The sequence below is a fragment of the Actinophytocola oryzae genome (genome assembly GCF_004364325.1).
Lineage (GTDB): Bacteria > Actinomycetota > Actinomycetes > Mycobacteriales > Pseudonocardiaceae > Actinophytocola > Actinophytocola oryzae.
The window spans coordinates 242,269-266,341 of the sequence record NZ_SOCP01000001.1 but is presented as its reverse complement, the minus strand read 5'-3'; the positions used below and the strand labels follow the sequence as shown (position 1 = coordinate 266,341).

Sequence of the window (24,073 nt, the reverse complement as noted above, 5' to 3'; positions counted from 1 at the left end):
CCCTACTCGGCGGGCCAGACCGGGTGACGCGTGTCGATGCCGGTGCCGTAGTCGGGGTCGCCCGCGCGGATCAGCACCCACGCCCGCGTGACGGTCGCCCGGTAGAGGCGCAGGTCGGCCGGGGCACGCAGCTCCTCGGCCGGGAGGTGGCGCAGCTCCGCATACCGGCTGCTGAACAACCGGGCGCGGTCCGCCAGCTCCGCCTCGGGCACGAGGTGGGCGTGCGCGGTCAGGTACACGCCCTGGGCCTGTCCGATCGCGACGGTCGAGTCGAAGATCGCGACCGAGATGTCGGGGTTGGCGGTGATGTTGCGTGAGTGGAGGGAGTCCGGCGAGGACACCCAGTAGAGGTGGGTGTGGCCGTCGGGGGTGAAGTAGACCGGGGTCGCCCACGGTCTCCCCTGTTCATCCACTGTGGACAGCGTGAGGTACTTGTTGGCCTGGATGACCGCGTCGGCGCGTGCCTCCAGTGGGTGCTCACCCATTGACGCGGTAGGTGATGTGGGTGGCGGCCGGGGTGACCGTCACGTCCTGCTGGACGAGACCGATCGGCGTCATCGTGGTGCGTTCGAACAGCGGGGTGCCGTCGCCGAGGACGATGGGGGCCACGTGGAGGCGCACCTCGTCGACCAGGCCCGCGTAGAGGTACTGGCGGCACAGGTGCGCGCCGCCCATGACCATCACGTCCTTGTCGCCCGCCGCGGCCTTCGCGCGGGTCAGGGCGTCCTCGAGGTCGCCGACGAAGCGGAACCGGTCGCCGAGCCGGGTGCTGGTCGGCGGGTTCGACGTCACGACGAACACCGGCGGGCCTGGCTCGTCCGACCAGCCCTTCGGGCCGTCGACGACGTCGAAGGTGTGCCTGCCCATCAGCAGGGCGCCGGAGGCGGTGTCGGCGCGGTCGAGGATGGCGGCGTCGACGTCGGTGCGGCGGTCGTGCACCCAGTCGTGCAGCGGCTCGCCGCCGATGCCGAGGGCGCCGTCCATGCCCGCGTTCGGTCCGGTCGCGAACCCGTCGAGCGAGACGGTGATGTCGATGGCCACGGTGCCCATCCGGTGTTCCTTTTCGTTCGGTACGTCCTTCGGTGCGAACGAGCCTGCCCGGCCGCGCCACCCGGTGTCCTCGGTGAGCGCCACGGAACCACCACGGAACCACCACTGAGACGGCATCATGGGCGGGTGAACGCGAGACCCATGGACGTGTCGGCACGGGAGGCCGACGTGCTGGCCGCCCTGGCGGGCGACCGGTCGAACGCGCAGGTCGCGCGGCGGTTGGGGATCAGCGTGCGGACGGTCGAGAGCCACGTGTCGGCGCTGCTGCGCAAGCTCGACGTGCCCGACCGGCGGGCGCTCGCGCGGCTGGCCGGGGCGGGTGGGTTCGCGGGGCTGCCCGCGCCGACGACCACGTTCGTCGGGCGGGAGCGGGACCTCGCCGAGGTGCGCAGAGCGCTGGGCAGCAACCGTCTCGTGAGCCTGCTCGGCCCGGGTGGGGTCGGGAAGACACGGCTGGCGGTCGCCGTCGCCGGGGCGGTGGCGGGCGACTACGCCGCGGGTGGGGCGTTCGTCGACCTCGTGCCGGTGGGGGCCGGGTTCGTGCAGGCCGCGACCGCCGCGGCGCTCGGGGTGGCGGACCGGCCGCCGCAGCCGCTCGCCGACACGCTGCTCGACCGGCTCCGGCTGGGCCGGACGCTGCTCGTGCTGGACAACTGCGAGCACCTGGTCGACGAGGTCAGCGTGCTCGTCGCGCGGGTGCTCGAGCGGGCGCCGGACACGACGGTCCTCGTGACGAGCCGGGAGCGGCTGGGTGTCGCGGGCGAGAGGCCGGTGCTGGTGGCGCCGCTGCCGCTCGGCTCGGACGCCGAACGGCTGTTCGTGGACCGCGCCGCGCTCGACGCCACGCCGGACGAGGTGGCCGCGTTGTGCGCGGGGCTGGACGGGATGCCGCTGGCGATCGAGCTGGCGGCGGCGCGTGCGGGGTCGCTGGGGATGGCGGGCCTGACGGCCGGGCTGGCCGACCGGCTGCGGCTGCTGGCCGGCAGCAGGGGCGTCGACCAGCGGCACAGCTCGCTGCGCTCGGTGATCGGCTGGAGCCACGAACTGCTGGACGACGCGGAACGGACGCTGTTCTGCCGGCTGTCGGTGTTCGCGGGCGGGTTCGACCTGGCCGCGGCGGCGTTCGTCGGCGACGTGCCCCTCGGCGAGGCGGCGGACCTGCTGGGCAGGCTCACCGACAAGAGCCTGCTCCGCCGCGGCGGCGACCGGTGGCACATGCTCGCGACCGTGCGGGCGTTCGCGGCCGAACAGCTCACCGACGAGGTCAGGGCCCGCCACCTGCTGTGGGCAGCCGACCTGGCGACGGCCCTGGTGGCACGTCTTGACGACCAGTGGCGCCCCACGTTCGACGCGGTCGACGACGACCTGCGAGCCGCACTGGCGGTCGACGACAACCCGGGCACCGCCCCACCAGCCGGCGGCGGGCTGGCGGTCGGTGGCGGGCCCGGGCACCGGCTCGCGAGGGGACTGGCGCGGTTGACGTTCGCCCGGGGCCGGTTCGTGGAGGCGTGCGGGCACTACGAGACCGCCGCCAGCCGGGCCGCCGACGCCGCGACGGCGTACCGGGACCTCCGGGACGGTGCCGACGCGGCACTGGTCGTCGCGGACGGTGGTGAGGCCTACCGGCTGCTGCGTGTGGCGGCGGCCCGTGCCGAGGCGGAGGGCGACGAGGCCACCCGGCTGGCGGCCGACGGTTACACGGTGGTGGTGGTCAACCGGTACGACATGGTCGGCGCCGACACCCCCACCGCCTACTCCGGGCATCCCGCGGCGCGGGCCTGGGCGCACCGGCACGACGTGGACCTGGCCCGTGCGGCGGTCGAGTCGGCCGGGGGCGTCGTCGACCGGCTCTGCGCCCTCGACGTGCTGGGGCTCGCCACGGCCGCGGCAGGACGGCTCCGCGAGGCGTACCGGATCGCGGAGGACCGGCTGGCGCTCGCACACACGCTGCCCTGGCACGAACCCGGCGCGGTGACGGAGGTCGTCGACGCCTTCCACGTCGCCTCGACCACCGCTGTCGCGGTCGGGAACCTGCCTGCTGCGCTGGCACTGGCACGCCGTGCGCCCGCCGACGACCCGGTCGCCGGCCACCCCTACGTGGCCGCGCCGCGCCAGGTGCGGGTGCTCACCCTCGCAGGCCGCCTCGACGAGGCCGCCCGCTGGGCGACGACCATGTGGGAGGGCTGGCGTGCCGCGGGCTGCCCGCCTGCGGAGTGGATGTCGACGGCGGTCGCCGCGGCTGCCCTGGCCCACGGCCTGCGCGGTGACGGCCAGTTCGCGGTGTGGCGCGCCCGCGCGGTCGAGGTCGCCCGTTCCGCGGACTCCCCGTCACTGACCGCCTGCGCGGCATTCGTGGACGCACGCTTCGCTCTGCACACCGACGATTTCACGGAAGCCGCAGGCCTGGTGGCACGCGCGTTCGCACCGTTCGCCGAGCCGTGGTGGCAGCCCTACGCCCACGCCGCAGGCGCCGAACTGGCCGTAACGGCGGCCCTGCCGGACGCGGAGCGCTTCCTGGCCGCCGCCGCCCAGGCCGCGTCGGAGAACGACTGGGCGGCGGCGACCCTGACCCGTGCGCGGGCCCGCCTGACCCGCGACGAGGCCCTGGTGGCCGACGCCGCCGACCAGTGGGCCCGCATCGACGCCCGCTTCGAACGGGCCCGCACGCTGGACCTGCTGCCCGGCCGCACCGGTAGCGTGTCCGCGCATGACCGGGAGCTGGCACCTGAAGGACGAGACGACGACGCTGAACGGTGAGCAGGCGCTCGCGCTGGTCCGGCGGCGGATCGACGACGGGCAGCTGGAGACCTGGCTGACGCACGACGACGGCCGCGCCCTCACCCTGGTCACCAACCGCGCCCGGGCGATGGTCATGCTGCTGGACGGCCCCGACGATCCCGGCCGCCACGCCGTCGACCCCGACGCGCCCGGGGAGCAGGACGGCTACGTGCTCGGCAACGGCCAGTCCGACACCTACCCCGACCGGGACACCGTCCCGCTCGACCAGGCGCTGGACGCGGTCGCACACATCGTCGAGCACGGTGAGCCGTCGGCGTCCGTCGCCTGGCGGAGCGACCGGTAGCGAACGTCAGGCGCAGCCGACCCGTGACTGTGCGAGGGCCACGTCGTCGAACCAGAGGGTGTCGGAGCCCTGACCGTAGCTCTCCCAGCCGAAGCGGAAGTCGGTCAACGACGGGCGCCAGTTGCCCCGGCGCAGCCACTGCGAGTCGACGTCCTGGGTGGGAGTGGCGTCGGCGTGCAGGCCGGCCACCTCGGTGCCGTCGACCCACGTCCGCAGCTCCGAGCCGGTGATGGCGAACTCGACGCACGTCCACGTGTTCAGCGGGAACGGCACGCTCTGCGCCACGCCGTTCGGGCTCTGTTCCGGCAGGGTCGCGTCGTCGGACTCGCGGTTCCACTGCATGGCCCGGTTCTGGCCGCCCATCCGCAGGTCGCGGTTGCCGTCCGCGCTGTCGCGCATGGCCAGGAACGTCACGTGCGCGTCCGGCAGCGCGGTCGTGTGCCGGACGAAGAACCTCGTGTACAGAGTGGACCCGCCGACGCCCCGGGTGGTGGCGACGAAGACGTGGTTGCAGTACCCCGTCCCGCCGTTGACCCGGATCGAGCGGGTGCCCGCGTGGGCGGTGGTGGTGTCGACGGCGGCCGTCCCGGTGCCCGAGCAGTTCGGGAAGACCAGCGACCAGTCACCGGCCGGCGTCGTGCCGGTCTGGGACTCGAACCCGTCGCAGAACGCGCCTGTCGGGCAGGCGGCTCTCGGTTCGCCCGCGTGGGCGGGGGTCTGGCTGATCCCGATCAGTACGGCGGCCGCGGCGAAAAGCACGGCGAATACGGACCTGCGGCGCATGCGTGAGCTCCTGTCGGTGAGCGTACACAACTCTGGGAGCGCTCCCAAATTCAAATGTACGGCTCCGGCGGGGCTTGCCGCAACGCGTTGTCAGTACTGGATGACGTTCAGGTACCGGCGCGGCAGGTAGTGCTCCAGCCCGCCGTACGGGTAGGTGACCATGCGGTGCACCGTGCCGGCACCGCCCGACTGCTCGAACCCCCAGTATGCTGTCCGATCCTCGCCGGTCCACTCGTGGAACACGGCGACGTGGCGGATGAGGCGGCTTCCCTCGGTGCGCAGCAGCACGTCCCCGGCGCGCAGCTCGTCGCGTTCGATCGGCTCGCTCACGGACGCGAGCCCGAGGGTGTCCAGGCCGCCTCGGCGGGCCGGCAGGCCCCACGCCATCGAGACATAGCCCGAGCAGTCGGTGCGGTAGATGCCGAACTCGTTGTGGTGGAACTTCGTGGTGTGGTACGGAACGGACGGCCGTAACCAGCTCTCCGCACGCTCGATGATCTCGCTGCGCCGGATCGGCGACCCGAGCCGGGCGCTGGTCTCGACCTTCTGCGGAGTGGCCATCCCCTGTGCCTCCTTCTCCTGTCCGAATTCGCTGACAGGACAAGGCTCGCGCGCCCGGCTGCAAGTCGTCTGCAAACCGGTGTCCACGAGGCCCGCACCGCCTATAGAACGCCTACAAGCGCACGTGTTCGTACCAGCTCGCCGGCGTGTGGCAGGCCAGCTCGGCCACCTCGCGGCCACCGAACGCGGCGAACAGCTCCCCCGCCCGCTGCCAGTGTGCCGCCGCGTGTCCCGGATCGGCCGCCGCGAGGTCCCGCAGCGTTCTGGCCTGCCACAGCGGGAGCCGCAACGCCTCCCAGTCCGCCAACGCGGCCGTCAGCGTCCCGCGTGCGAGGTCCCGGTCGCCGACGGCCAGGTGCAGCTCGCCCAGCGTCCTCGTCACCAGCGCGATCCCGAACCGGTCGCCGTGGCGGGTGCACGTGTCCAGGCAGTCCGCCAGCACCGCGGCGAGCCCCTCGGTGCGGCCCAGCCGCAGCAACGCCTTCGCCGAGGACTGCCGCGCGTACGTCGCGCCGAGCTCGTCCCCCACCGCGACGAGGATCTCCATCGCCTGCCGGGAAAGCCCGGCCGCCTCGGCGTGCTCGTCGCGGGCGCGGTGACACAGGCTCAACCCCCGCAACGCCAACGCCTCGCCCCGCTGGTCGCCGCCCGCCCGGTAGAGCGTCGCGCACCGGGTCAGGAGTGCCGCCGCCTCGTCGATCCCGCCGTGGTCACGGCTGATCCCGCCGAGCCCGTAGCTGGCCGCGGCCACGACGCCGTCGTCGCCGGTCCGCGTCCCGAGTGTCGCCGCCGCCTCCAGGTCCCGGCGCGCGTCCGCGAACTCCGCGAGGTCGCGGCGGACCGTGCCGATCCCCACCAGCGCGACGGCCCTGGTCGCGTCGTCCCCGACGGCCACCGCGTGCTCCTCGGCGCAGGTGAAGTGGGTGAGTGCGGTCGCGAAGTCGTCCTTCTCGTAGTACAGCTGACCAAGGCCCACGAGCACCATCGCCTCCGCGTGCCGGTTGCCCGCCGCACGGGCCGAGGCGAGCGCGACCTCGTGGGTGCGCTGCCAGCCGTCGAACTCGTTGCGGGCGGCGAACGGCGAGGACAGCAGCGTGGTGATCAGCAGCGTGGTCACCGTGTCGATGCCCAGCTCCCCCGCCCGCTCCACGGCCCGCACCACCGCGGCGGTCTCGGACTTGAACCAGCCGCTCGGGTCGTCCTCGACCTCCTCGACCAGTCGCCCGTCCACCGCGACCGCCGCGTCGACGGGGAGCCGCAGCCCCAGCGTGGCCCTCGGCAGCCGCCGCGCGGCCGCCTCGACCAGCGCCACCCACGTGGCCAGCACCCGGGACACGGCCGCCGCGACGTCCTCCGGCGCCTCGACCGCCTGCTCGGCGCCGAAGAGCTGCACGAGGTCGTGGAAGCGGTAGCGGACCCGGCCGATGCCGTCGACGCCCGCCACGTCCAACAGCCGCAGGTCCACCAGGTGCTCGACGGTGTCCTCCGCCTCCTCCAACGGGACCCCGAGCAGCGGCGCGGCCACCCACCACCCGAAGTCGGGCAGGTCGAGCACGCACAGCAGGTGGAACGCGCGGCGCTGCGCCGCGGTCAGCTCCGTGTAGTTCATCCGCAGCGTCGAGCGGATCGCGAGGTCGCCGACGGCCAGCTCGTCGAGCCTGCGCCGCTCGTCGGACAGCCGCGCCGCCAACGACTTCAGCGGCCAGTGCGGCCTGGCGAGGAGCTTCGCCCCTGCCGCCCTGATCGCGAGCGGCACGCCACCGCACAGGTCCGCGATCCGCTCGGCCGCCACCCGCTGGCTCGCCACCCGCCCGGCCCCGATGATCTTGCTGAGCATCTCGACGGCCGTCGAGGTCGAGAAGAAGTCCAGCTCGACCGGCTCGGCGCTCTCCAGGCCGGTCAGCCGCGAGCGGCTCGTGATCAGCACCAGACAGCGCGGGTCACCGGGCAGCAGCGGACGCAGCTGGTGCTCGCCACGCGCGTTGTCCAGCACGATGATCAACCGACGCCCGGACACCGTGCGGCGGAACAGCTCCACCCGGTCGTCCACTGTGGACGGAAGGTCGGCCGTGCCGGTGCCGAGCGCGGCGAGGAACCGGCCGAGCACCTCGAACGCCCCCGCCTCGCGGTCGTAGCCACGCAGGTCCGCGAACAGCTGCCCGTCCGGGTAGCCGGCGCGCAGCCGGTAGGCGGCGTGCACCGCCAGCGCCGACTTGCCCGCCCCGCCGAACCCCGACACCACGACCGTCGGCGTGTTCGTCCGCGTGCTCGCGTCGGCCGTCGCCAGGCGCAGCACGGTCTCCAGCGCGTCTTCGCGGCCGGTGAAGTCACCGATGTCCGGCGGCAGGTTCCTCGGCACCTCCCGGTCCCCACCCGCCCGCACCGGTGCGGTGCGCACCCGCCGGGCCGTGGTCAGCGAGCCGTTGAGGATCGCGCCGTGCAGGTCACGCAGCCGCTCCCCCGGCTCGATGCCCAGCTCGTCGAGCAGCCGCTCCCTGCCGTCCCGGTACGCGGCGAGCGCGTCGGCCTGCCTGCCCGTCTCGTAGAGGACCCGCATCAGCAGACCGCGGGCCTCCTCACGCAGCGGATGCGCGGCGACCAGCGCACGCAACGGCTGCGTCAGCTCACCGGCCCTGCCCTGGGCCAGCCGGCAGCGCGCGAAGCCCTCCTCGGCGCCGAGCCGCTCCTCGGCAAGGCCGTCGGCCCGCACCCGCGCGAACACCGCGTCCACACCACCGAACGCGGGCCCGCGCCACAGCCCCAGCGCCAACTCGTAGTGCGCGGCGGCGGACTCGTGGTCGTCCCCGCGTTCCGCCCGGCGCGCCGTGTCGAGGTGACGCTCGAAGACCTCGAGGTCACTGTCGTCACGCGACACGTCCAGCAGGTAGCCCGGGGCACGGGTGACCACGGCCCCCTCCAACCCGGCGGCCACGAACCCGCGCCGCAGCGCGGAGACGTAGGTGTGCACGAGCGCCGTGGCCGACACCGGCGGCGACTCGTCCCAGACGAGGTCGATCAGCCGGTCGATCGACACGACCTGGCGGGGACGCAGGAGCAGCGCGGACAGCAGCGTCCTCGGCTTCGGGCCACCGAGGTTGATCTCGCCGGCGGCGCCACGCAGCTCGACCGGACCCAGCACCAGAACCCGCACCACCGACACCCCCTCCGCGCATTCTTCTGATAACGCTCCCCGAGCGGAAGTGTTACGCGGTCAGTCGAGCATCCTGAGCAGGGAGTCGGTCAGAGCCGCGACGAACGTCTCGCGCGTCGCGGGGGACACGCGGTCCAGCGACAGGTACGGGTTGAGGTCCTCCAGCTCGACCAGCAGGAGCTCGCCTTCCCTTGTGCGGCAGGCGTCCACGCGCTGGATACCGTGTGCGACCGCGTTCCAGGTGACGAACCGCCGCGCGAACGCCAGGTCCGCGTCCGTCGGCGTGTAGGGGGCCAGGTCCCAGCGGAGGGCGGGATCCGGGGTGTGGAGGGCGTAGCAGTAGGTCTGGTCGACGTAGTAGAAGGAGACCTCGTAGGCGAAGTCGATCCTGGGCTGGATGAGGTGGTCCGTGCCGTCGGGCAGCTCCGTGCGCGGGAGGAACCGCAGACCGACGGAGTCCGCGCCCAGCTTGGGTTTCACCACGTACTCCGCCGACTCGGGAAGCCGGTGCGCGTCCTGCGCCCGGTCGACGGTCGGGATCACCGGGAAGCCGGCCTCGGTCAGGTCCAACAGGTACTGCTTGCCTGCCATGTCGGCCTTCCCGGACAGCTCCGTGAACACCTTCGCCCCGGCCGCGAGCGCCTCGCGGCGGAACTGCGCGTACTGGTCGACGTAACGCAGCACCGGCCCACTGTTGCGGACCAGGACCAGGTCGAACCCGGCCATCAGGGCCGAGGCGTCGACCGGGTGGCAGAGAGCGACGTCGAAGTCGGCACGCAGCCGGGCGGCCAGACCGAGGTCCTCGTCGCGGTACTCGGGGCGCCCGGCGGCGGGGTAGTCCAGGTCGGTCACCAGCAGCAGACGTGGACGCATGTCGCTACTCCCCCGCCAGTAACGACTCGACGACACCGGCCACGGCGAGCAGCCGGTCGTCGTCGCCGGGCAGGGTGGACAGCAGGACGCTGCCGCGCAGGCCACCGGGCAGCGACCCGTGCGGCAGAGCGACACCCGGAAGCCCGAAGTAGCTCAGGGTCATGGTGGTGCGGAGGGCACGGCGGTTGGCCGTCGCCATGACGTCGAGGTCGGCGAGCAGCGGGGCCACCTCGGGTGCCGGGTCGCGGACCGTCGGGCAGACGAGGACCGCGCCTGCCAACTCGTCGACCAGCTGTGCCCGCAGCCTCGCGTGCGCGGCACGGACCACCGGTTCACCGCCCGCGTCGAAGTCGGCGAGACGCCGACGTACCAGGGGGTCCACGCCCCTCGGGTCGTCGACGAAGTGGCCGTACCGCGCGTGCGCCTCGGCGACGGCGAGCGTGCCGTGGCGGTCCATCAGCAGCTGCGCCTCGACGAGCGCCGGCAGGGTCCGCCGCTCGACGTGGTCCAGTGTGGACAGTGCGTCCTCGAAGGCGTCGAGGATGTCCGGGTCGCAGTCGTCGACCAGCTCGCCTGCCGGGACCACGAACCGCGCGTCGGCATCCCGGTGTGTCCAGGGCTGTCCCCGCAGCCAGGCGTCGGCCTGGACCGCGGTGGCGACGTCGTTGGTGAGGACACCCATGGTGTCGAGGGAGGGCGCGAGGGGCAGCATGCCGGACAGGTCGTAGCGGTCGATGCTCGCCTTGTAGCCCACGAGGCCGCAGAAGGCCGCGGGGACGCGCACCGAGCCCGAGGTGTCGGTCCCGACGGCGAGGTCGACGATCCCGTCGGCGACCGCGACCGCCGAACCGGACGACGAGCCACCGGGCACCCGGTCGGGGGCGAGCGGGTTGACGGGGTTGCCGAAGTGCGGGTTCAGGCCGAGGCCGGAGAAGGCGAACTCGCTCTGGTTGGTCTTGCCGACGCAGACCGCACCCGCCCTGGCGAGGTTCCGGACGACCGGGGCGTCCTGCGTGGCGACCGGGGCGTCCTTGCGGGTGGCGGAACCGTTGGTGCTGCGGGTGCCCTCGACGTCGAACAGGTCCTTCCACGCCACGAGCGGCCCCGGCCCTTCACGGCGGGCCCGCTCGGCGGTGACGGTGATGAACGCGGTGGACTCCGCAGCCCGGTGGAGTGCCTCTTCGAGCCGGTCAGACACGGGGCGTCCCTTCGGTGGTGGTGAGCTGGAACAGGTCGGGGCGCGCGTAGTGACCGGAGACGTCGAGGTCGAGGTAGGCACCGTCGAGGAGATCGAGGTCGAGGTCGGTGACGAGCACGTCCTCGCGGTCGAACACCGGGCCGGCGAGCAACGTGCCGAAGGGGTCGACCACGCAGCTGCCGCCACGGATGACGACGGGTTCGTCGCCGAGGGGGAAGTCGGCCGGGTAGTCGTCGCGCACGGCGAACTGGGTGGCGGAGAGGACGAAGCAGCGGCCCTCGACGCCGACGTGGCGCATGGTGGCCGCCCAGGTGTCGCGGGTGTCGACGGTGGGGGCGCAGTAGATCTCGACACCCTGGCGGTACAGCTCGGCGCGGTAGAGGGGCATGTAGTTCTCCCAACAGATGGCCATACCGATCCGTCCGAGGTCGGTGGCGACCACGGTCACGTCGGAGGCGTCGCCCTGGCCCCAGATGAGCCGCTCGGTGCCGGTGGGGAGGAGTTTCCGGTGATGGCCGAGCAGGGTGCCGTCCGGGGCGATGAGCAGGGAGGCGCAGTAGAGCGTGTGGCCCGCCCGTTCGACCACTCCCACGACGACGTGTACGCGGTGTCGGGCGACGATCGCCTGGAGGGGTGCGAAGTCGTCGACGGCGGCGCGCCGGTAGCGGGCGAACAGGGCGCGTCCTTCGGTGGTCCGCGCGCCGACTGTGGCGCCGAAGGTCGCACCCTTGGGATATCCGCCGACGAAGGCCTCGGGGAAGGCGACCAGCTCGGCCCCGGCCTCGACGGCGCGGCCGAGAAGGCTCTCGAAACGCCGGTGTGTCTCGGCCGGCTCGAACAGACGGGGCGCGCCCTGCACGACCCCGACGCGACGACTCCTCATGCAGCGAACGTTAGGGACCGGACAGTGCGGCGGCCAACCCCACCCCACCTCCGCGCAGGTCAGACGGGTGAACGCGGACGAGGGGTCCTTCCGCCTGGCGTCGGTCGGGTGCGTGGTGCATCGGCCGTCGTAGTCCCATTGCGGCGGAGTGCAAGCTCCGCTGGAAACCCGTGGGCCCACCCAACTCAAATTGGACATCAATATAGTTTTCAATTGATTGGTTTTTGGTGGTTCAGGCATGCCTTGAACGCCATGTCTGGATGAGGCATGTCCGGACGGGCGCCCGTGGCTGGCGGGCGGTGTTCCAATGGAGGCATGGAACACCTTGCGCCGAGATCAGGTGACGCGCCGCTCGAGCCAGCCTCAGGGGAGTCTGGCTCAGGCCGCCCGGACCGGCTCGCCGCCCGTCGCAGGGAGACGATCGAGCTGATCGAGGCGCTGGACAGGCAGTTGGAGGGCATCATCGAGTCCTCGGCGCACACCACGAACGACGACGAGCACGATCCCGACGGCGTCACGGCGTTCGAACGTGCCCAGGTCGCGGCCCTGCTCGACCAGGCACGCGAGGAGCTGCGCGCCCTGGACGCGGCGACGGAAAGGCTCGCCGCAGGCACCTACGGCACCTGCACCCGCTGCGGCAACCCGATCGCGGCGGGCCGCCTGGAGGCACTCCCCTCGACCACCCTCTGCATCCACTGCGCCGACCGCCGCTGACGCGCCCCCGAGCCCCGAGCCCCGAGCCCCGAGCCCCGAGCCCCTGACGGCAGCCAAGCCCACAGACCGCCGCCGACCCTCGCAGACCCGCCGACTTCCACCGATCGCACCACCCGACATCGCAGATGGCCACCAGCCACGCATACCACCGCCAGCCCCCGCAGGCCGCGACCGACCCATGCAGCCCCACCAACCGCAACCGCCCCCACCTCCAAACCGCAGCCCCGCTTACCCGAAGACCGCCATCAGCCCCATTCGCCGCCACCCGCCGCGCAGGCCGCCGCCAACCCTGGAGCCCCACCAACTGCTCACCCGCCCGCACTTGAACGCCACACACAGCCCCGAGCCCCACTCGCCGCCACCAGGCCCATGACCGCCACCCGCCTCGCACAACGCCTCCATCGCATCATTCACCGCAGCCAGCCCGCCGGCCGTCACCAACTCACAAACCACCGCCACCGCCCACTCACCGCAACCAATCCCGCGGGCCGTCACCAACCCACAAACCACCGCCACCGCCCACCCACCGCAACCAACCCCACCCGCACCACCCGCACCACCGCCCACCCACCGCAGCCAACCCCGCGAGCCATCACCAAACCCACCCGCCGCCACCAACCACGAACCGTCCCCGACCACCCCGGACCGCTCCCAACCTGTAGACCGCAGCCCCTGAGCGCAGGCGGCCCACCACCCCGGGTACTTGTAGGACTAAAATGGTTGTAGTCCTACAACGATTGGAAGCGGTATCCGTGCCGGAACTGAGTTCTCGCAGGCGTTACGTCGTCCTGGGGATCTGTTGTCTGAGCCTGCTGATCGTGGGCATGGACATCACGATCGTCAACGTCGCGCTGCCGTCCATCGGGCGGGAGCTGCACGGGGGGATCGCCGACCTGCAGTGGGTGATCGACGCCTACACGGTCGTGCTCGCCGGCCTGTTGATCCTTTCCGGCTCGACGGCCGACCGGCTCGGGCGCAAGCGCACGTTCCAGACCGGGCTGGTCGTCTTCACCGCCGGGTCGCTGCTGTGCAGCATCGCGCCGGGCCTCGGGTGGCTTGTGGCCTTCCGGATGGTGCAGGCCGTCGGCGGGTCGATGCTCAACCCGATCGCGATGTCGATCGTGACCAACGTGTTCACCGACCCGCGCGAACGATCGCGGGCCATCGGGATCTTCGCCAGCGTGCTGGGCCTGAGCATGGGCATCGGGCCGATCGTGGGCGGCGCCCTCACCGACGGCGTCGGCTGGGAGTCGATCTTCTGGATCAACGTGCCCATCGGGATCGGGGCGCTCGTGCTGACCGCGCTGTTCGTGCCCGACTCGCGGGCGCCGCGGCCACGCCGCATCGACCCCGTCGGTCAGGTGCTCGTCATCGCCCTGGTGGCGGCGCTCGTCTACGCGATCATCGAGTCGCCCCGCGCCGGCTGGGGAGCACCGGGTGTTCTGGTGCCGCTGGGGATCTCGCTCGTCTCGCTGGTCGGGCTCCTGTGGTACGAGCCGCGCGTGCGTGAACCGCTGATCGAGTTCCGGTTCTTCCGCAGTCTGCCGTTCTCCGGCGCGAGCCTCACGGCGGTGTGCGCGCTCGGCGGCTTCGGCGGGTTCCTGTTCCTCGCCACGCTCTACCTGCAGGACGTGCGTGGACTGTCGCCGTTGGATGCGGGGCTGCTCACCGCGCCCATGGCCGCGATGGTGCTGGTCGCGGCGCCGCTGTCCGGCCGGCTCGTGGGCACCCGGGGGCCACGGCTACCGCTCGTGTTCGCCGGTCTCGGCATGGCGGGCGGCGCCGCGATGCTGCTCGGCCTCTCCGACACCACCAGCTACGGCCACCTCGTGCTGAGCTTCGTCCTGTTCGGTGCCGGGATCGGGCTCGTCAACCCGCCCATCACCAACGCGGCCGTGTCCGGGATGCCCAACGCACAGGCGGGCACCGCGGCCGCGCTCGCGTCGACGAGCCGTCAGCTCGGCTCGTCGCTCGGCGTGGCGGTGATCGGGTCGCTGGTGAACACGGGTACGGACGGCGAGCTGGGGGCCGGTGTGCTGGCCAACGCGTGCCTCGCGGAGGGGATCGTCGTCGGCTGTGGGATCGCCGTCGCCGTCCTCGGGCTCCTGACCAGCACCGCACACGCGAAACGCACGGCCGACCGCACCGCCGCCACTCTCGACCCTGTGCTTGGCTAGCGCCATGGGCACCCCACCGAGCCGGGACGACGCGGCACGCAGTGCGTGGCAGGCCATGCGGACGATCGTGCTCGAGCTGAACGACCGCCGCGGCGAGGTCAGCGCGCGCCTCGGCATGAGCTTCATCCGCCTCAAGGCGCTCGGCAAGCTGGACCGCGCGCCGATGACCATGCGCGAGCTGGCGGCCCTGCTCGCCGTCGACGCCCCCTACACGACCGTCGTCGTGGACGACCTCGAGTCACGCGGTCTCGTCGAGCGCAGGCCCGACCCGCACGACCGGCGCCGCAAGATCGTCGCGATCACCGCCGCGGGCCGCCGACTCGCCCGTCGCGCCGGGCGGATCCTCGACGAGCCGCCCGCGACGCTGAGCGCGCTGCCCGCACAGGACATCGCCCACCTCGACCGCATCATGGGCGTCCTGCTGGGGAACGGAGGACCCGACGCAACGGCCGAGCCCTCCGCAGACCCGCACTGAAGGACGCCTTCCTTACGCCCGGCGTTACGAAGGCGTCCTTCAGTGCGTCGGCCGTCACGAAGGACGCCTTCCTTACGCCAGGCGTTACGAAGGCGTCCTTCAGTGCGTTGGGCCGGTCCGAGCTAGCTTGCCGCGCAGCTCGGTGTCATGCCGGTGCCGGTTCCGGTGCCCTGGAAGCCGAACTCGACCGACTGGCCCGCGCCCACCGCGCCGTTGAACCCGACGTTGGTGAACTGGACCGCGCCGGAGTTACCACTGCGGTTGGCGTTCCACCCGCTGGTGATCGTCGCTCCGGACGGCAGTGTCGCGGAGACGGTCCAGCCGGTGATCGCCGAAGACCCCGCGGTGACCCGGACCGTGGCGGTGAAGCCGCCGGTCCACTGGTTGACCGACACCGTCGCCGCGCAGCCACCCGTAGGCGGCGGATCGGTGGGCGGTGGGTCGTCCGGGTCCTCCGGGTCGTCCGGCGGCGGATCGCTCGGGCTGTCGGACAGGGTCGGCGTCGTCCAGTCCCGCCACTCGGCCAGGTTGCCCGGCTTGCGACTGGAGATCCGGAAGACACCCGTGCTGCTTCCCGTGCGCAGCAGGTACTTCTGGATGTTCTGCTGCAGCGGGGTGCGCCACTCGGAGCGGGTGGCACAGTGGGTGCCATCCGAGATGTCGGACCAGTACGTGATGTTGCCGCCCGCGCCGAGTGCCTTGTAGACCTCCGCCGCACCGAGCGCGGCGACGCTGCCCGACCGCGCGGCCAGCCAGTCGATGTGCGGGTTCTCCATGATGAACAACCCGCGCGGCGCGATCATCGCCACGGTCTCGTGCTGGTCGACCGGCAACGTGTTCGGGTTGCCGGTGAAGGAGCTGAACGCGTCACCGAGCCACGGCTGCTCGCTGTAGGCGCTGCTCAGCGGCTGCGCGCCCGACTCGCCCGGGATGCCGCGGAAGATCGGCGCACCGGCACTGCCGGACTCGATCGGCATGGTCAGCGCGATGCGCTGGTCGAACGCGCCGACCGCGAGCGCGCCCTTGCCGTAGCGGGAACATCCCGTCACACCGACGGAGTCGGCCTTGAGGACGGACCCGCCGGACGACTCGATCACGTCGATGATCCGGCTGACACCCCACGCCCACGCGGCGAGGATGCCGGTGGTGCTGGTGTTGCCGTAGATCGTGTAGAAGGCACCCTGCTTGTTGTTGCGCGGCGTGCCTTCCCGCCCGACCGCGAGCGGGTCGTAGTTGATGACCGCCGCGCCCGCCGACCGGATGGTCGCCGTGTCCGCGCCGAACCCGCCGAGCACCACGACGGCCGGGAAGGGCCCCGTGCCGGTCGGCAGCTGCACGCCGGCGGAGAAGCTGGCGCTGCGGCCGTTCTGCGACACGTTCACGGTGATGTTGGTGCTGGACACCGTGCCGGTGACGCTGGCGGGTTTCGCCGGCTTCTCACCGTAGACGTACCGCTCCTCCATCCTCTTGATCTCGGCCCGCCTGCACCGCCAGTCGGCCTTCGAGGTGATACGGCTCCCGTCGATCTTCTTGAAGGGATCGGGAAGCCGCGAGTTGGCCGGCAGCGAGCCGGGCAGGGTGACCGGGCAGTTGGCGCCGTCGTCCTCGACCGCCGCGATCGACACGTCGGCCGCCGCGGGCGCGGTTCTCGCCACGACGACCGTCACCACCCCAGCGATCGCGAGCGCCGCCACGGCGAGCAGTACCAGGGCGGAGCGGATCGTGGAGCGGGCCCATCTCGTGTTCACAGGCTCTCCTTCCGGTGCACGCAACGATTGCGTTCCGGGGCCACCAGGACCTCTTTGTCCACAATGGACGGAGACTTGTTGGACGCTGAAACGTCCCCGAAACTTTCATAAATATTCCGGTAATAGTTTACGACGAATTGTCACCATCGGTCAATGGTTAATACCGGAATGTAAAAACCGTCCGAAACATTTCGGAAATCGCGCGGCCTTGCTTGTGGCGCGATCGGTCGACCGGCGGGTCGTGGCAAGGTTGTCCTCGACTGTCCGACGACCACCAGGGAGCCGAGCATGAAGATCGCCGAGTTGTTCGCGCGGGCCAAGGAGACGATGGACGCGCGGGTGGTCTACGCCGAGCCCGTCGAGAAGGACGGGATCACGGTCATCCCGGCGGCTCGGGTCTTCGGGGGTGGCGGCGGCGGGAACGGCCAGGACAAGCTCGGACAGGAGGCGGAGGGTGGCGGGCTCGGGCTCGTCGCCAGGCCGGTCGGCGCCTTCGTGATCCAGGACGGGAAGGTGTGGTGGCAGCCCGCCATCGACGTGAACCGGCTCATCGCGACCGTCGGTGGGGTGGCCATCGCCGGGCTGCTGGTCGGCGTGCGGATCCTTCGGCTGCGTGCCGGGAGCGAGGAGGGTTAACCCGTCGCGGGTGGCGGCGCCTCCGGCAGCTCGACCACGAAACGCGCGCCGCCGCCGGGGCGGTCCTCCGCCCACGTGCGGCCGTCGTGGTCGTGGACGTGTTGGGCGACAAGGGCAAGGCCGAGGCCGCTGTCGGTCGCCTCGCGGTCTGCCGGTGAGCCTCGGGAGAAGCGTTCGAAGACGTGTTCCCGGTCGGCGGCGGGCACGCCGGGGCCCGCGTCGTCCACCTCGACGCGGGCCCGGCCGCCTGCACGCGTGATTCCCGGGCGTACCAGGCCGTTCCCGTGGCGGGTGGCGTTGTCCAGCAGGTTCACCACGACCCGTTCCAGCCGCCTGCGGTTCCCCACGATCCACGGCCGCGCCGCCACGTCGACCGCGTCGGGCGCGACCGCGCCGTGGTGCCTGGTCACCGCGAGCACCAGCTCCGTGAGGTCGACCAGCTCGAACGTCGAGCGGTCCTGGTCGTAGCGGGAGATCTCCAGCAGGTCGTCGACCATCCTGCGGACGCGGCGCAGGTCGCCCGGCAGCATCAGGTCCGGCAGCACGACGTCCGGCTCGGCGCCGTCCCCGTGGAGCAACGTGAGTGCCTGCTCGCCGGTCCCGGCCTCGATGACGCGGTAGCCCTCGTCGGTCAGCGCGAGGCGCAGTGCCCCCGGATCCGGGGGGCGTCCTCCACGAGCAGCAGGGTGGTCAGGAGGCCATCACACCGCATCACCGGTATGCGTCGCCGCACTGTCGATGGTCGATTGACTTTCGATAGATAACGACCGATACTCGACACATGGTCACTACGGGTCGTGTCGTCGCCCTCCTACGGGTCTTCCTGGTGGTGTTGTTCGGGGTGCTGGTCGTGTTCCAGACCCTGTCGCTGCCGGGGCAGTTCAGGTACATGGCGCAGGAGTCGCCGGACATGGCGTACCTGCGGTGGCCCGCGACCGCGGTGTCGGTGTTCTGGGTGCTGTGCGTGCAGGTCGTGATCGTGGCGACCTGGAAGCTGCTGACACTGGTGAAGGAGGACCGCATCTTCACGCGGGCGTCGATGGTGTGGGTAGACGCGATCGTGTGGGCGGTCGCCGCGGGGTGGGTGGTGCTCGCGGCGGTGCTCTGCTACGTGGGCCTCAACGCGGACGATCCCGGGCTGCCGCTGCTGCTGTTCCTGACGGCGGTCGGCGTCGGCGTGGTCGGGCTGGTGATGGTGGTGATGCGTGCGCTGCTGCGGCAGGCCACCACCCTGCGCACCGACATGGAAGCGGTGATCTGATGCCGATCGTCGTGCGCATCGACGTCGAGCTGGCCAGGCGGAAGATGAGTGTCGGGGAGTTCGCGGAACGGGTCGGGCTCACGCCCGCGAACGTGGCGGTGCTGAAGAACGGGCGGGCGAAGGCGGTGCGGTTCAGCACGCTGGAGGCCATGTGCCGGGTGCTGGAGTGCCAGCCGGGCGATCTGCTCGAGTGGGTCGAGGACTAACGCGGGTCCGGGGAGGGCCACGACTGGGGCGGGACCACCAGGCCTACCCGGCGGGTCGTCATCGCGATCTCGGCCCACACGGTCTTGCCGCTCGGCCTCGGGTCGACGCCCCAGTCGAGCGAGAGGGCGTCGACGAGGGTCAGGCCCGCGCCGGTCGGCCAGCGTTCGCCGTCGTCGGGGTCGGTGTCCTCGACGAGTACCAGCAGGTGCCTGCCCGTCTCGTCGGGGGACAGCCGCAGCACGCAGGGCATGCGGCCGTGTTCGCGGGCGTTGGCCACCAGCTCCTCGACGACGATCGCGACGTGCAGGCCGGGCAGTACGGGCACTCCGGTGAGCGCACTGTCCACCCAGTACCGCAGCACGTTCGGCGACGGGTTCTCGCCCGTCGGGATGACCAGCACGGCCGGATCGCCGGCAGGCGGCGAGATCACGCCACCTCCCCGGCGACGCGGGCACGCCGCTCGCTCCCCCTCATCGGCTGGGTCCCCTCCCGAAACGGTTCTCGGGCCCATCCTCGCCGCGGAACGGCTCTCCCAACCTGACGACTACCTGACGAAATCAGGCACGTTCCTGGACGAGCCACGTGTTGCCGTCCGGGTCGGCGAAGTCCAGGAAGCTCGCGTACGGCCGCCGCGCCGGGTCGACCCCCGGGCGGAAGTCGCCCTGCCAGCTCTCGCCGGGGGTCTTGTGGCGGATGGGGCTCACGGCGAGGCCGCGTGCGGTCAGCTCCCGGTGTGCCTGCTCGATGTCCTCAACGACGAGGTAGGTGCCGAGCGCCGACCCGGGTGGCGCGTCGGTGAGCCCGACGCCGAACCGGACGGACGCGGGCGAGCCCGGCGGGGTGAGGTGGACGAACCGGAAGCCGTCGTTGGGGTGGTAGTCGAGGTCGAGGGTGAAGCCGACCTGTTCGGTGTAGAAGCGGACGGCACGGTCGACGTCGGTGACCGGCAGGGTGACGACCTCGATGCGGTAGTCCACGGTTTCCTCCTGGGAGACTCAGACGAGCGGTTCGCCGCCGTCGACGGCGAGGGAGACGCCGGTGACGAAGGTGTTGGTGAGCGCGAAGACGACGGCCTGTGCGATGTCCTCGGCCCGGCCCACGCGCCGCGCGGGCACGGTCGCGCGGCGGGACGCGAACAGCTCGGCCTTCTTCTGTTCGCCGAGGCCGTCGTAGGCGCCGGTGTCGACGGTGCCCGGCGAGACCGCGTTGACGCGGATCGGCGCCAGCTCGACCGCGAGGCTCCTGGTGACCACGTCGACGGCCCCGTTGGTCGCGCCGACCGCGAGCATGCCGACGGCAGGCTTCGACGCCGACGTGCCGGAGAAGAACACGAACGACCCGTCGGCGGGCATGCGCGGCGCGAAGTGCTTGGCCAGGAAGATCGGGCCGAGGACCTTGACGTCGAAGGACCTCAGCACGGTCTCGTGGTCGAGGTCGCCGACCGTGCCACGAGCGCGGGACGACGCGGTCGACACGACGTGGTCGACGGCGCCGAGGCGTGCCGCGAGGGCGGCGATGCTGTCCTCGTCGGTGAGGTCGACCCGCTCGGCGGTGACGTCGGGAGTGTCGGCGTAGGAGCCGGCGAGGGCGTCCCGGTCGCGGCCCGCGACCACGACGGTGCCGCCCGCCGCCAGGACCGCCTGCGTGACGGCGCGGGCGATGCCACTGCCCCTGCCGACGACGAGCACGCGCATCAGTTCCTCGCCTCCCCGGCGTCGAGTCCCCGGTCGATGCCGTGGGGCGTCACGGTCTGGCCCGGCTCGAGCGCCAGCTTCACGCCGTCGAGGTACACGTCCACGACGTCCGGCTCGAAGGACACGAACCCGGACACCCTGCCGACCTCCGGCCACGCGTCCCGGTAGGACCACGCGGCGCGCCCTCGGTCGCCGATGTCGTAGTAGTCGGCCACACCCTTGTAGGGGCAGAAGGTCTGCCCGTCGACCCGCGTCAGCGCGGCCCGGTCGACGTCGTCGGGGTGCACGTACCAGCGCGGCGCGAAGCCCGACTCGTACAGCGCCACCGGCCGGTGCGTGTCGACGACGACCCGGTCCCCGTCGCGGACGACGAGGTGCCGCGAGGTCTGCCGGATGTCGACGCGGTGGTACTGGTCGGCCGCGTGCCCGAGGACACGCTCGTCCTCCTCGTAGAAGGCGTCCATCGCCCGCCACGCGAAGGCGACCCGGTCGCGCAGGACGTCCGCGTGCTTCGGCAGGTCCGTGTGCCGCCAGGCGGCACGGGCGGCGTCCCCGCCCTCGGCGTGCACGGTGAACCACGCCGTTGGCCCGAGATCGCGGTGCTCGGTGACGCGGTCCTCCGCCACGAGCACGCCGTCCGCGACGGCGGTGAGCGGGAAGTACGCGACCGGGTAGCGGTTCGGCTCGTGCAGCAGCACGACGTCCTCGCTGTCGGCCACCCACTCGTCGGCGAGGCGCACCCGCATCCGCCTGCGGAGCGGCTCGGCGAACAGCAGCCGCTCCGGGAGTGGCTCCGGCACCAGGAAGTGCCCGACCGGCTTGGCGCCCAGCGGCCCCTGCTGCCAGGACAGTCCCATGACCCTCTCCTCTCTAACCCTTACAAGCAATGTTTGAAGGTTAGGCAGACGTGCTGTAACCTGTCAAGCAGTTGTTTGGAGGTTAGAGATGGACGAGACGCTGTTGCTGGACCTGCTGAACAGCACTCCGGTCCGCGGCGGGACGCCCCAGGACGACCTCGCGGACGCGGAGGCCGGCCTGCGCTGGCTCGCCGAGCACGACCAGCCCGCGTCGGAGCAGGAGTGGCGTGCCGCGCTGGCGGCCCGCGCGGCACTGCAGGACGCCGTGCGGGAGGGCGTGGTCCCGCCGGTGGAGCGGTTCGTCGACGGCGTCCTCTCCCGCGCGTCCTTCGTGGACGGTGGCGTCACGTGGACGCTCGAACTGCCCGCGGGCCGGTCCACGGCGGCGCGGGCGGTGCTCGCCTGGGACGAGCTGACCAGGACGAGCCCCGGCAGGCTGCGCCCGTGCGCCAACCCGGAGTGCCGGCTGTTCCTGATCGACCACAGCAAGCCGAACAGCGCACGCTGGTGCTCGATGGCGGTGTGCGGCAACCGCATGAAGGCACGCAGGCACTACCAACGGACCCGCCCGGACTCCGAGGACTGAGGGAGGCGTGATGGCACGTCTGCTGTCACTGAACGTCGGCATGCCCAGGGACGTGGCCTGGTCGGACCGGACCGTCCACACGGGAATCTTCAAGTACCCGGTCGACGGCCCGAGGATGGTCCGCAGGCTCAACGTGGACGGCGACGGCCAGGGCGACCTCGGCGGCCACGGCGGCGAGATCCGTGCCGTGCTGGTGTACCAGCGGGAGTCCTACGACTTCTGGCGGGCGCACCTGCACCGCGACGACCTCGAGTACGGCCAGTTCGGCGAGAACTTCACCGTCGACGGGCTCCCGGACGACGAGGTCAACATCGGCGACCGGTACCGCGTCGGCGAGGCGGAGTTCGAGGTCACCCAGCCGAGGGTGACCTGTTTCCGCGTCGGCATGCGACTGGGTGAGCCGAGGATGCCGTCACTGCTGGTCGCGCACCACCGGCCCGGCTTCTACCTCCGCGTCATCACCGAGGGGCGGGTCCAGGCAGGCGACGAGATCGTCCGCACGAGGCAGGGCCCCCACCGGATGAGCGTGGCGGCGGTCGACGCCTTGCTGTACCTGCCGGACCGGGACGTCGAGGACCTGCGCAGGGCGCTCGACATCTCGGCGCTGAGCCCGGGCTGGCAGGGCTCGTTCCGGGACCTGCTCGCCGGCCCGCGGGCCACGGTCGAGACGTGGCAGGGGTTCCGTCCGCTGCGGGTGTCGCGGGTGGTCCCCGAGAGCACGACCGTGACGTCGATCTACCTGTCCGGCGACGGCCCGCTGCCGCGACCGCGACCGGGCCAGTACCTGACACTGCGCACACCGGGCACGCCGCAGCCGGTGCGCAGCTACTCCCTGTCCGCGACCCCGTCGGACACCGAGTACCGGATCAGCGTGAAGCGTGACGGCGTGGTGAGCACGTTCCTCCACACGGGTCTCGCCGTCGGCGCGTCCCTGGAGGTAGCCGCGCCGCGGGGTGAGTTCTTCCTGGCCGAGGACGAGACCACGCCGGTGCTGCTGCTGTCGGCGGGCATCGGCGTGACCCCGGTGCTGGCCATGCTGCACACGCTGGCCGCGGCGGGCAGCAGGCGTGAGGTGTGGTGGCTGCACACCACCCGCTCCGCCGGGACACACGCCTTCGCGGCGGAGGCACACGACCTGCTGGCGACCCTCCCCCACGGCCACGAACATGTCCACTACACGGCGACCGAGGGCCGGCTCGGCGCGGAAACCCTTGCCGCCCTTGACCTGCCGCCCGACACGACGGCGTACCTGTGCGGCCCGGACGCGTTCATGACCGCGATGCGGGACGCACTGGTCGCCGCCGGGCTGAACCGCGCGAACGTCCACAGTGAACTGTTCGGTGCCCTGCCGTCCCTGAACCCCGGTGTGGTCGGCGCGTCCAGGACCCCGCCGCACGCGCCGGAGGGTCGGGTCGGCACGGGTCCGAGCGTGACCTTCGCCAGGAGCGGCCTGACCATCCCGTGGCGCGAGGACTTCCGGTCCCTGCTGGAGCTGGCCGAGGCCTGCGACGTGCCGACCCGCTGGAGCTGCCGCACGGGCGTCTGCCACAACTGCGTGACCCCGGTCCTGTCGGGTGACCTCGGCTACGACCCCGACCCACTCGAACCACCGGCGCCGGGCGACACCCTGATCTGCTGCAGCCACCCGGAGACGGACCTGGTCCTCGACCTCTGAGGACGCCGGCGCTCACAGCTCGAGCCTCGGCCAGGACGCCGTGTCGCGCAGGAGTTGGCGGTCGTGGGTCGCCACGACCACGGCCGCCTCGGTGGTCGCCAGGGCGGCGGTCAGCTCGTCCACGAGCGTCGCCGACAGGTGGTTGGTCGGCTCGTCCAGCAGCAGGACCGCGTGGCGCGCACCGAGCGGGCACGCGAGGCGCACCCGGTGACGCTGCCCCACCGACAGCGTCCCCAGCGGCCGGGTCCGGTCGGACACGGCGTTCAGCGCGGCCAGCGACACCGCCACCCGGCGGTCGGCGTCCCACGCGTCGAGGGCCTCGGCCGCCGCCAGTGCGGCGCGGACCGTCGAGAGTTCGAGGTCGACCAGGTCGCCGACGATGTCGGTCGGGGCCAGCGGGAGGCGCTGGTCGGCCACGATAGGCGAGCCCGGTGGTTCGGGCATCCGGGTTGTCGGCGGGAC

24 protein-coding genes and 1 pseudogene are annotated in these 24,073 nt (G+C 72.1%); 10 read left to right on the top strand and 15 right to left on the bottom strand.

Going from position 1 to position 24,073, the window contains the following annotated elements:
- Window positions 1-2: 2 nt before the first annotated feature.
- Both CLV71_RS01140 and CLV71_RS01135 read right to left on the bottom strand, forming a co-directional pair.
- Window positions 3-485, bottom strand: a complete 483-nt coding sequence (locus CLV71_RS01140; RefSeq protein ID WP_133900652.1) for a pyridoxamine 5'-phosphate oxidase family protein — start codon at window positions 483-485, stop codon at window positions 3-5.
- Complete coding sequence (locus CLV71_RS01135) at window positions 478-1,134, bottom strand: dihydrofolate reductase family protein (protein ID WP_243866144.1); 657 nt, start codon at window positions 1,132-1,134, stop codon at window positions 478-480. Before CLV71_RS01135 ends, CLV71_RS01140 begins: the two co-directional genes overlap by 8 nt.
- Before the next feature lie 42 nt (window positions 1,135-1,176).
- Here CLV71_RS01135 and CLV71_RS01130 point away from each other — a divergent pair, with 42 nt between their 5' ends.
- The gene (locus CLV71_RS01130; protein WP_133900651.1) at window positions 1,177-3,807 is read left to right on the top strand and encodes an ATP-binding protein; all 2,631 of its coding nucleotides are present in this window, start codon (window positions 1,177-1,179) and stop codon (window positions 3,805-3,807) included.
- Window positions 3,758-4,132: an Imm1 family immunity protein gene (locus CLV71_RS01125; RefSeq protein WP_133900650.1), complete on the top strand. Its 375-nt coding sequence runs from the start codon at window positions 3,758-3,760 to the stop codon at window positions 4,130-4,132. The genes CLV71_RS01130 and CLV71_RS01125 overlap by 50 nt, the downstream gene beginning before the upstream one ends.
- 6 nt (window positions 4,133-4,138) lie before the next feature.
- Here the strand turns inward: CLV71_RS01125 and CLV71_RS01120 are convergent, their stop codons facing one another.
- The 6 genes from CLV71_RS01120 to CLV71_RS01095 form a co-directional block, all read right to left on the bottom strand.
- A complete protein-coding gene (locus CLV71_RS01120; protein ID WP_133900649.1) occupies window positions 4,139-4,915 on the bottom strand; it encodes a hydrolase in 777 nt (258 codons plus the stop codon).
- 90 nt (window positions 4,916-5,005) lie between these two features.
- Window positions 5,006-5,476, bottom strand: coding sequence for an NlpC/P60 family protein (locus CLV71_RS01115; RefSeq protein ID WP_133900648.1), 471 nt, complete (start codon window positions 5,474-5,476; stop codon window positions 5,006-5,008).
- 112 nt (window positions 5,477-5,588) lie between these two features.
- Window positions 5,589-8,627 (bottom strand): AfsR/SARP family transcriptional regulator, encoded by a 3,039-nt coding sequence (locus CLV71_RS01110; RefSeq protein ID WP_166663863.1) that lies wholly within the window; start codon window positions 8,625-8,627, stop codon window positions 5,589-5,591.
- Between the two features lie 60 nt (window positions 8,628-8,687).
- Entirely contained in the window at window positions 8,688-9,500 is an 813-nt protein-coding gene (locus CLV71_RS01105; protein WP_133900646.1) for a hypothetical protein, read from the bottom strand.
- 4 nt (window positions 9,501-9,504) lie between these two features.
- Window positions 9,505-10,698, bottom strand: a complete 1,194-nt coding sequence (locus CLV71_RS01100; protein ID WP_166663862.1) for an amidase family protein — start codon at window positions 10,696-10,698, stop codon at window positions 9,505-9,507.
- Complete coding sequence (locus CLV71_RS01095; RefSeq protein WP_166663861.1) at window positions 10,691-11,581, bottom strand: carbon-nitrogen hydrolase family protein; 891 nt, start codon at window positions 11,579-11,581, stop codon at window positions 10,691-10,693. The genes CLV71_RS01100 and CLV71_RS01095 overlap by 8 nt, the downstream gene beginning before the upstream one ends.
- A 315-nt stretch (window positions 11,582-11,896) precedes the next feature.
- On the opposite strand from CLV71_RS01095, the gene CLV71_RS01090 reads away from it, so the two are divergent.
- The 3 genes from CLV71_RS01090 to CLV71_RS50045 all read left to right on the top strand — a co-directional run bounded on the left by CLV71_RS01090 (window position 11,897) and on the right by CLV71_RS50045 (window position 14,947).
- Window positions 11,897-12,295, top strand: coding sequence for a TraR/DksA family transcriptional regulator (locus tag CLV71_RS01090; RefSeq protein WP_133900643.1), 399 nt, complete (start codon window positions 11,897-11,899; stop codon window positions 12,293-12,295).
- 752 nt (window positions 12,296-13,047) lie between these two features.
- On the top strand, window positions 13,048-14,472 hold the full coding sequence (locus CLV71_RS01085) for an MFS transporter (protein WP_133900642.1): 1,425 nt from the start codon (window positions 13,048-13,050) through the stop codon (window positions 14,470-14,472).
- Window positions 14,473-14,476: 4 nt separating this feature from the next.
- Entirely contained in the window at window positions 14,477-14,947 is a 471-nt protein-coding gene (locus CLV71_RS50045; protein ID WP_279588704.1) for a MarR family transcriptional regulator, read from the top strand.
- A 122-nt stretch (window positions 14,948-15,069) separates the two neighbouring features.
- On the opposite strand, the gene CLV71_RS01075 is transcribed toward CLV71_RS50045, so the two are convergent.
- Window positions 15,070-16,695: a glucuronyl esterase domain-containing protein gene (locus CLV71_RS01075; protein WP_243866142.1), complete on the bottom strand. Its 1,626-nt coding sequence runs from the start codon at window positions 16,693-16,695 to the stop codon at window positions 15,070-15,072.
- Between the two features lie 288 nt (window positions 16,696-16,983).
- Between CLV71_RS01075 and CLV71_RS01070 the strand changes: the two genes are divergently transcribed.
- On the top strand, window positions 16,984-17,331 hold the full coding sequence (locus CLV71_RS01070; RefSeq protein ID WP_133900641.1) for a spore germination protein GerW family protein: 348 nt from the start codon (window positions 16,984-16,986) through the stop codon (window positions 17,329-17,331).
- Here CLV71_RS01070 and CLV71_RS01065 read toward each other — a convergent pair.
- Window positions 17,328-17,909 carry a sensor histidine kinase gene (locus tag CLV71_RS01065; RefSeq protein ID WP_133900640.1) on the bottom strand — a complete coding sequence of 194 codons (582 nt, stop codon included), beginning with the start codon at window positions 17,907-17,909 and terminating at the stop codon, window positions 17,328-17,330. The two genes, CLV71_RS01070 and CLV71_RS01065, sit on opposite strands and share 4 nt — an antisense overlap.
- Window positions 17,910-18,112: 203 nt before the next feature.
- On the opposite strand from CLV71_RS01065, the gene CLV71_RS01060 reads away from it, so the two are divergent.
- A complete protein-coding gene (locus tag CLV71_RS01060; protein ID WP_133900639.1) occupies window positions 18,113-18,592 on the top strand; it encodes a DUF2975 domain-containing protein in 480 nt (159 codons plus the stop codon).
- On the top strand, window positions 18,592-18,798 hold the full coding sequence (locus CLV71_RS01055; protein ID WP_131892691.1) for a helix-turn-helix domain-containing protein: 207 nt from the start codon (window positions 18,592-18,594) through the stop codon (window positions 18,796-18,798). The genes CLV71_RS01060 and CLV71_RS01055 overlap by 1 nt, the downstream gene beginning before the upstream one ends.
- Here the strand turns inward: CLV71_RS01055 and CLV71_RS48330 are convergent.
- The 4 genes from CLV71_RS48330 to CLV71_RS01035 all read right to left on the bottom strand — a co-directional run bounded on the left by CLV71_RS48330 (window position 18,795) and on the right by CLV71_RS01035 (window position 21,350).
- The gene (locus CLV71_RS48330) at window positions 18,795-19,229 is read right to left on the bottom strand and encodes an ATP-binding protein (protein WP_208297328.1); all 435 of its coding nucleotides are present in this window, start codon (window positions 19,227-19,229) and stop codon (window positions 18,795-18,797) included. The two genes, CLV71_RS01055 and CLV71_RS48330, sit on opposite strands and share 4 nt — an antisense overlap.
- 127 nt (window positions 19,230-19,356) lie before the next feature.
- A complete protein-coding gene (locus CLV71_RS01045; RefSeq protein WP_133900638.1) occupies window positions 19,357-19,776 on the bottom strand; it encodes a VOC family protein in 420 nt (139 codons plus the stop codon).
- 18 nt (window positions 19,777-19,794) lie between these two features.
- On the bottom strand, window positions 19,795-20,493 hold the full coding sequence (locus CLV71_RS01040) for an SDR family oxidoreductase (RefSeq protein WP_133900637.1): 699 nt from the start codon (window positions 20,491-20,493) through the stop codon (window positions 19,795-19,797).
- On the bottom strand, window positions 20,493-21,350 hold the full coding sequence (locus CLV71_RS01035) for a DUF427 domain-containing protein (RefSeq protein WP_133900636.1): 858 nt from the start codon (window positions 21,348-21,350) through the stop codon (window positions 20,493-20,495). Before CLV71_RS01035 ends, CLV71_RS01040 begins: the two co-directional genes overlap by 1 nt.
- Before the next feature lie 88 nt (window positions 21,351-21,438).
- Here CLV71_RS01035 and CLV71_RS01030 point away from each other — a divergent pair, with 88 nt between their 5' ends.
- Together CLV71_RS01030 and CLV71_RS01025 are read left to right on the top strand one after the other, a co-directional pair.
- Window positions 21,439-21,936 carry a CGNR zinc finger domain-containing protein gene (locus tag CLV71_RS01030; protein ID WP_133900635.1) on the top strand — a complete coding sequence of 166 codons (498 nt, stop codon included), beginning with the start codon at window positions 21,439-21,441 and terminating at the stop codon, window positions 21,934-21,936.
- Between the two features lie 10 nt (window positions 21,937-21,946).
- Complete coding sequence (locus CLV71_RS01025) at window positions 21,947-23,611, top strand: MOSC and FAD-binding oxidoreductase domain-containing protein (RefSeq protein ID WP_133900634.1); 1,665 nt, start codon at window positions 21,947-21,949, stop codon at window positions 23,609-23,611.
- 12 nt (window positions 23,612-23,623) lie between these two features.
- On the opposite strand, the pseudogene CLV71_RS01020 reads toward CLV71_RS01025, so the two are convergent.
- Window positions 23,624-24,040, bottom strand: a pseudogene (locus CLV71_RS01020) (ATP-binding cassette domain-containing protein); the annotation flags it as partial.
- Window positions 24,041-24,073: the final 33 nt, after the last annotated feature.

Coding starts and splice junctions, on each gene's coding strand:
- CLV71_RS01025 (WP_133900634.1), top strand. CDS start 21,947: ATGGCACGTCTGCTGTCACTGAACGTCGGCATGCCCAGGGACGTGGCC.
- CLV71_RS50045 (WP_279588704.1), top strand. CDS start 14,477: ATGGGCACCCCACCGAGCCGGGACGACGCGGCACGCAGTGCGTGGCAG.
- CLV71_RS01125 (WP_133900650.1), top strand. CDS start 3,758: ATGACCGGGAGCTGGCACCTGAAGGACGAGACGACGACGCTGAACGGT.
- CLV71_RS01030 (WP_133900635.1), top strand. CDS start 21,439: ATGGACGAGACGCTGTTGCTGGACCTGCTGAACAGCACTCCGGTCCGC.
- CLV71_RS01060 (WP_133900639.1), top strand. CDS start 18,113: ATGGTCACTACGGGTCGTGTCGTCGCCCTCCTACGGGTCTTCCTGGTG.
- CLV71_RS01090 (WP_133900643.1), top strand. CDS start 11,897: ATGGAACACCTTGCGCCGAGATCAGGTGACGCGCCGCTCGAGCCAGCC.
- CLV71_RS01120 (WP_133900649.1), bottom strand. CDS start 4,915: ATGCGCCGCAGGTCCGTATTCGCCGTGCTTTTCGCCGCGGCCGCCGTA.
- CLV71_RS01115 (WP_133900648.1), bottom strand. CDS start 5,476: ATGGCCACTCCGCAGAAGGTCGAGACCAGCGCCCGGCTCGGGTCGCCG.
- CLV71_RS01095 (WP_166663861.1), bottom strand. CDS start 11,581: ATGAGGAGTCGTCGCGTCGGGGTCGTGCAGGGCGCGCCCCGTCTGTTC.
- CLV71_RS01055 (WP_131892691.1), top strand. CDS start 18,592: ATGCCGATCGTCGTGCGCATCGACGTCGAGCTGGCCAGGCGGAAGATG.
- CLV71_RS01035 (WP_133900636.1), bottom strand. CDS start 21,350: ATGGGACTGTCCTGGCAGCAGGGGCCGCTGGGCGCCAAGCCGGTCGGG.
- CLV71_RS01040 (WP_133900637.1), bottom strand. CDS start 20,493: ATGCGCGTGCTCGTCGTCGGCAGGGGCAGTGGCATCGCCCGCGCCGTC.
- CLV71_RS01105 (WP_133900646.1), bottom strand. CDS start 9,500: ATGCGTCCACGTCTGCTGCTGGTGACCGACCTGGACTACCCCGCCGCC.
- CLV71_RS01070 (WP_133900641.1), top strand. CDS start 16,984: ATGAAGATCGCCGAGTTGTTCGCGCGGGCCAAGGAGACGATGGACGCG.
- CLV71_RS01140 (WP_133900652.1), bottom strand. CDS start 485: ATGGGTGAGCACCCACTGGAGGCACGCGCCGACGCGGTCATCCAGGCC.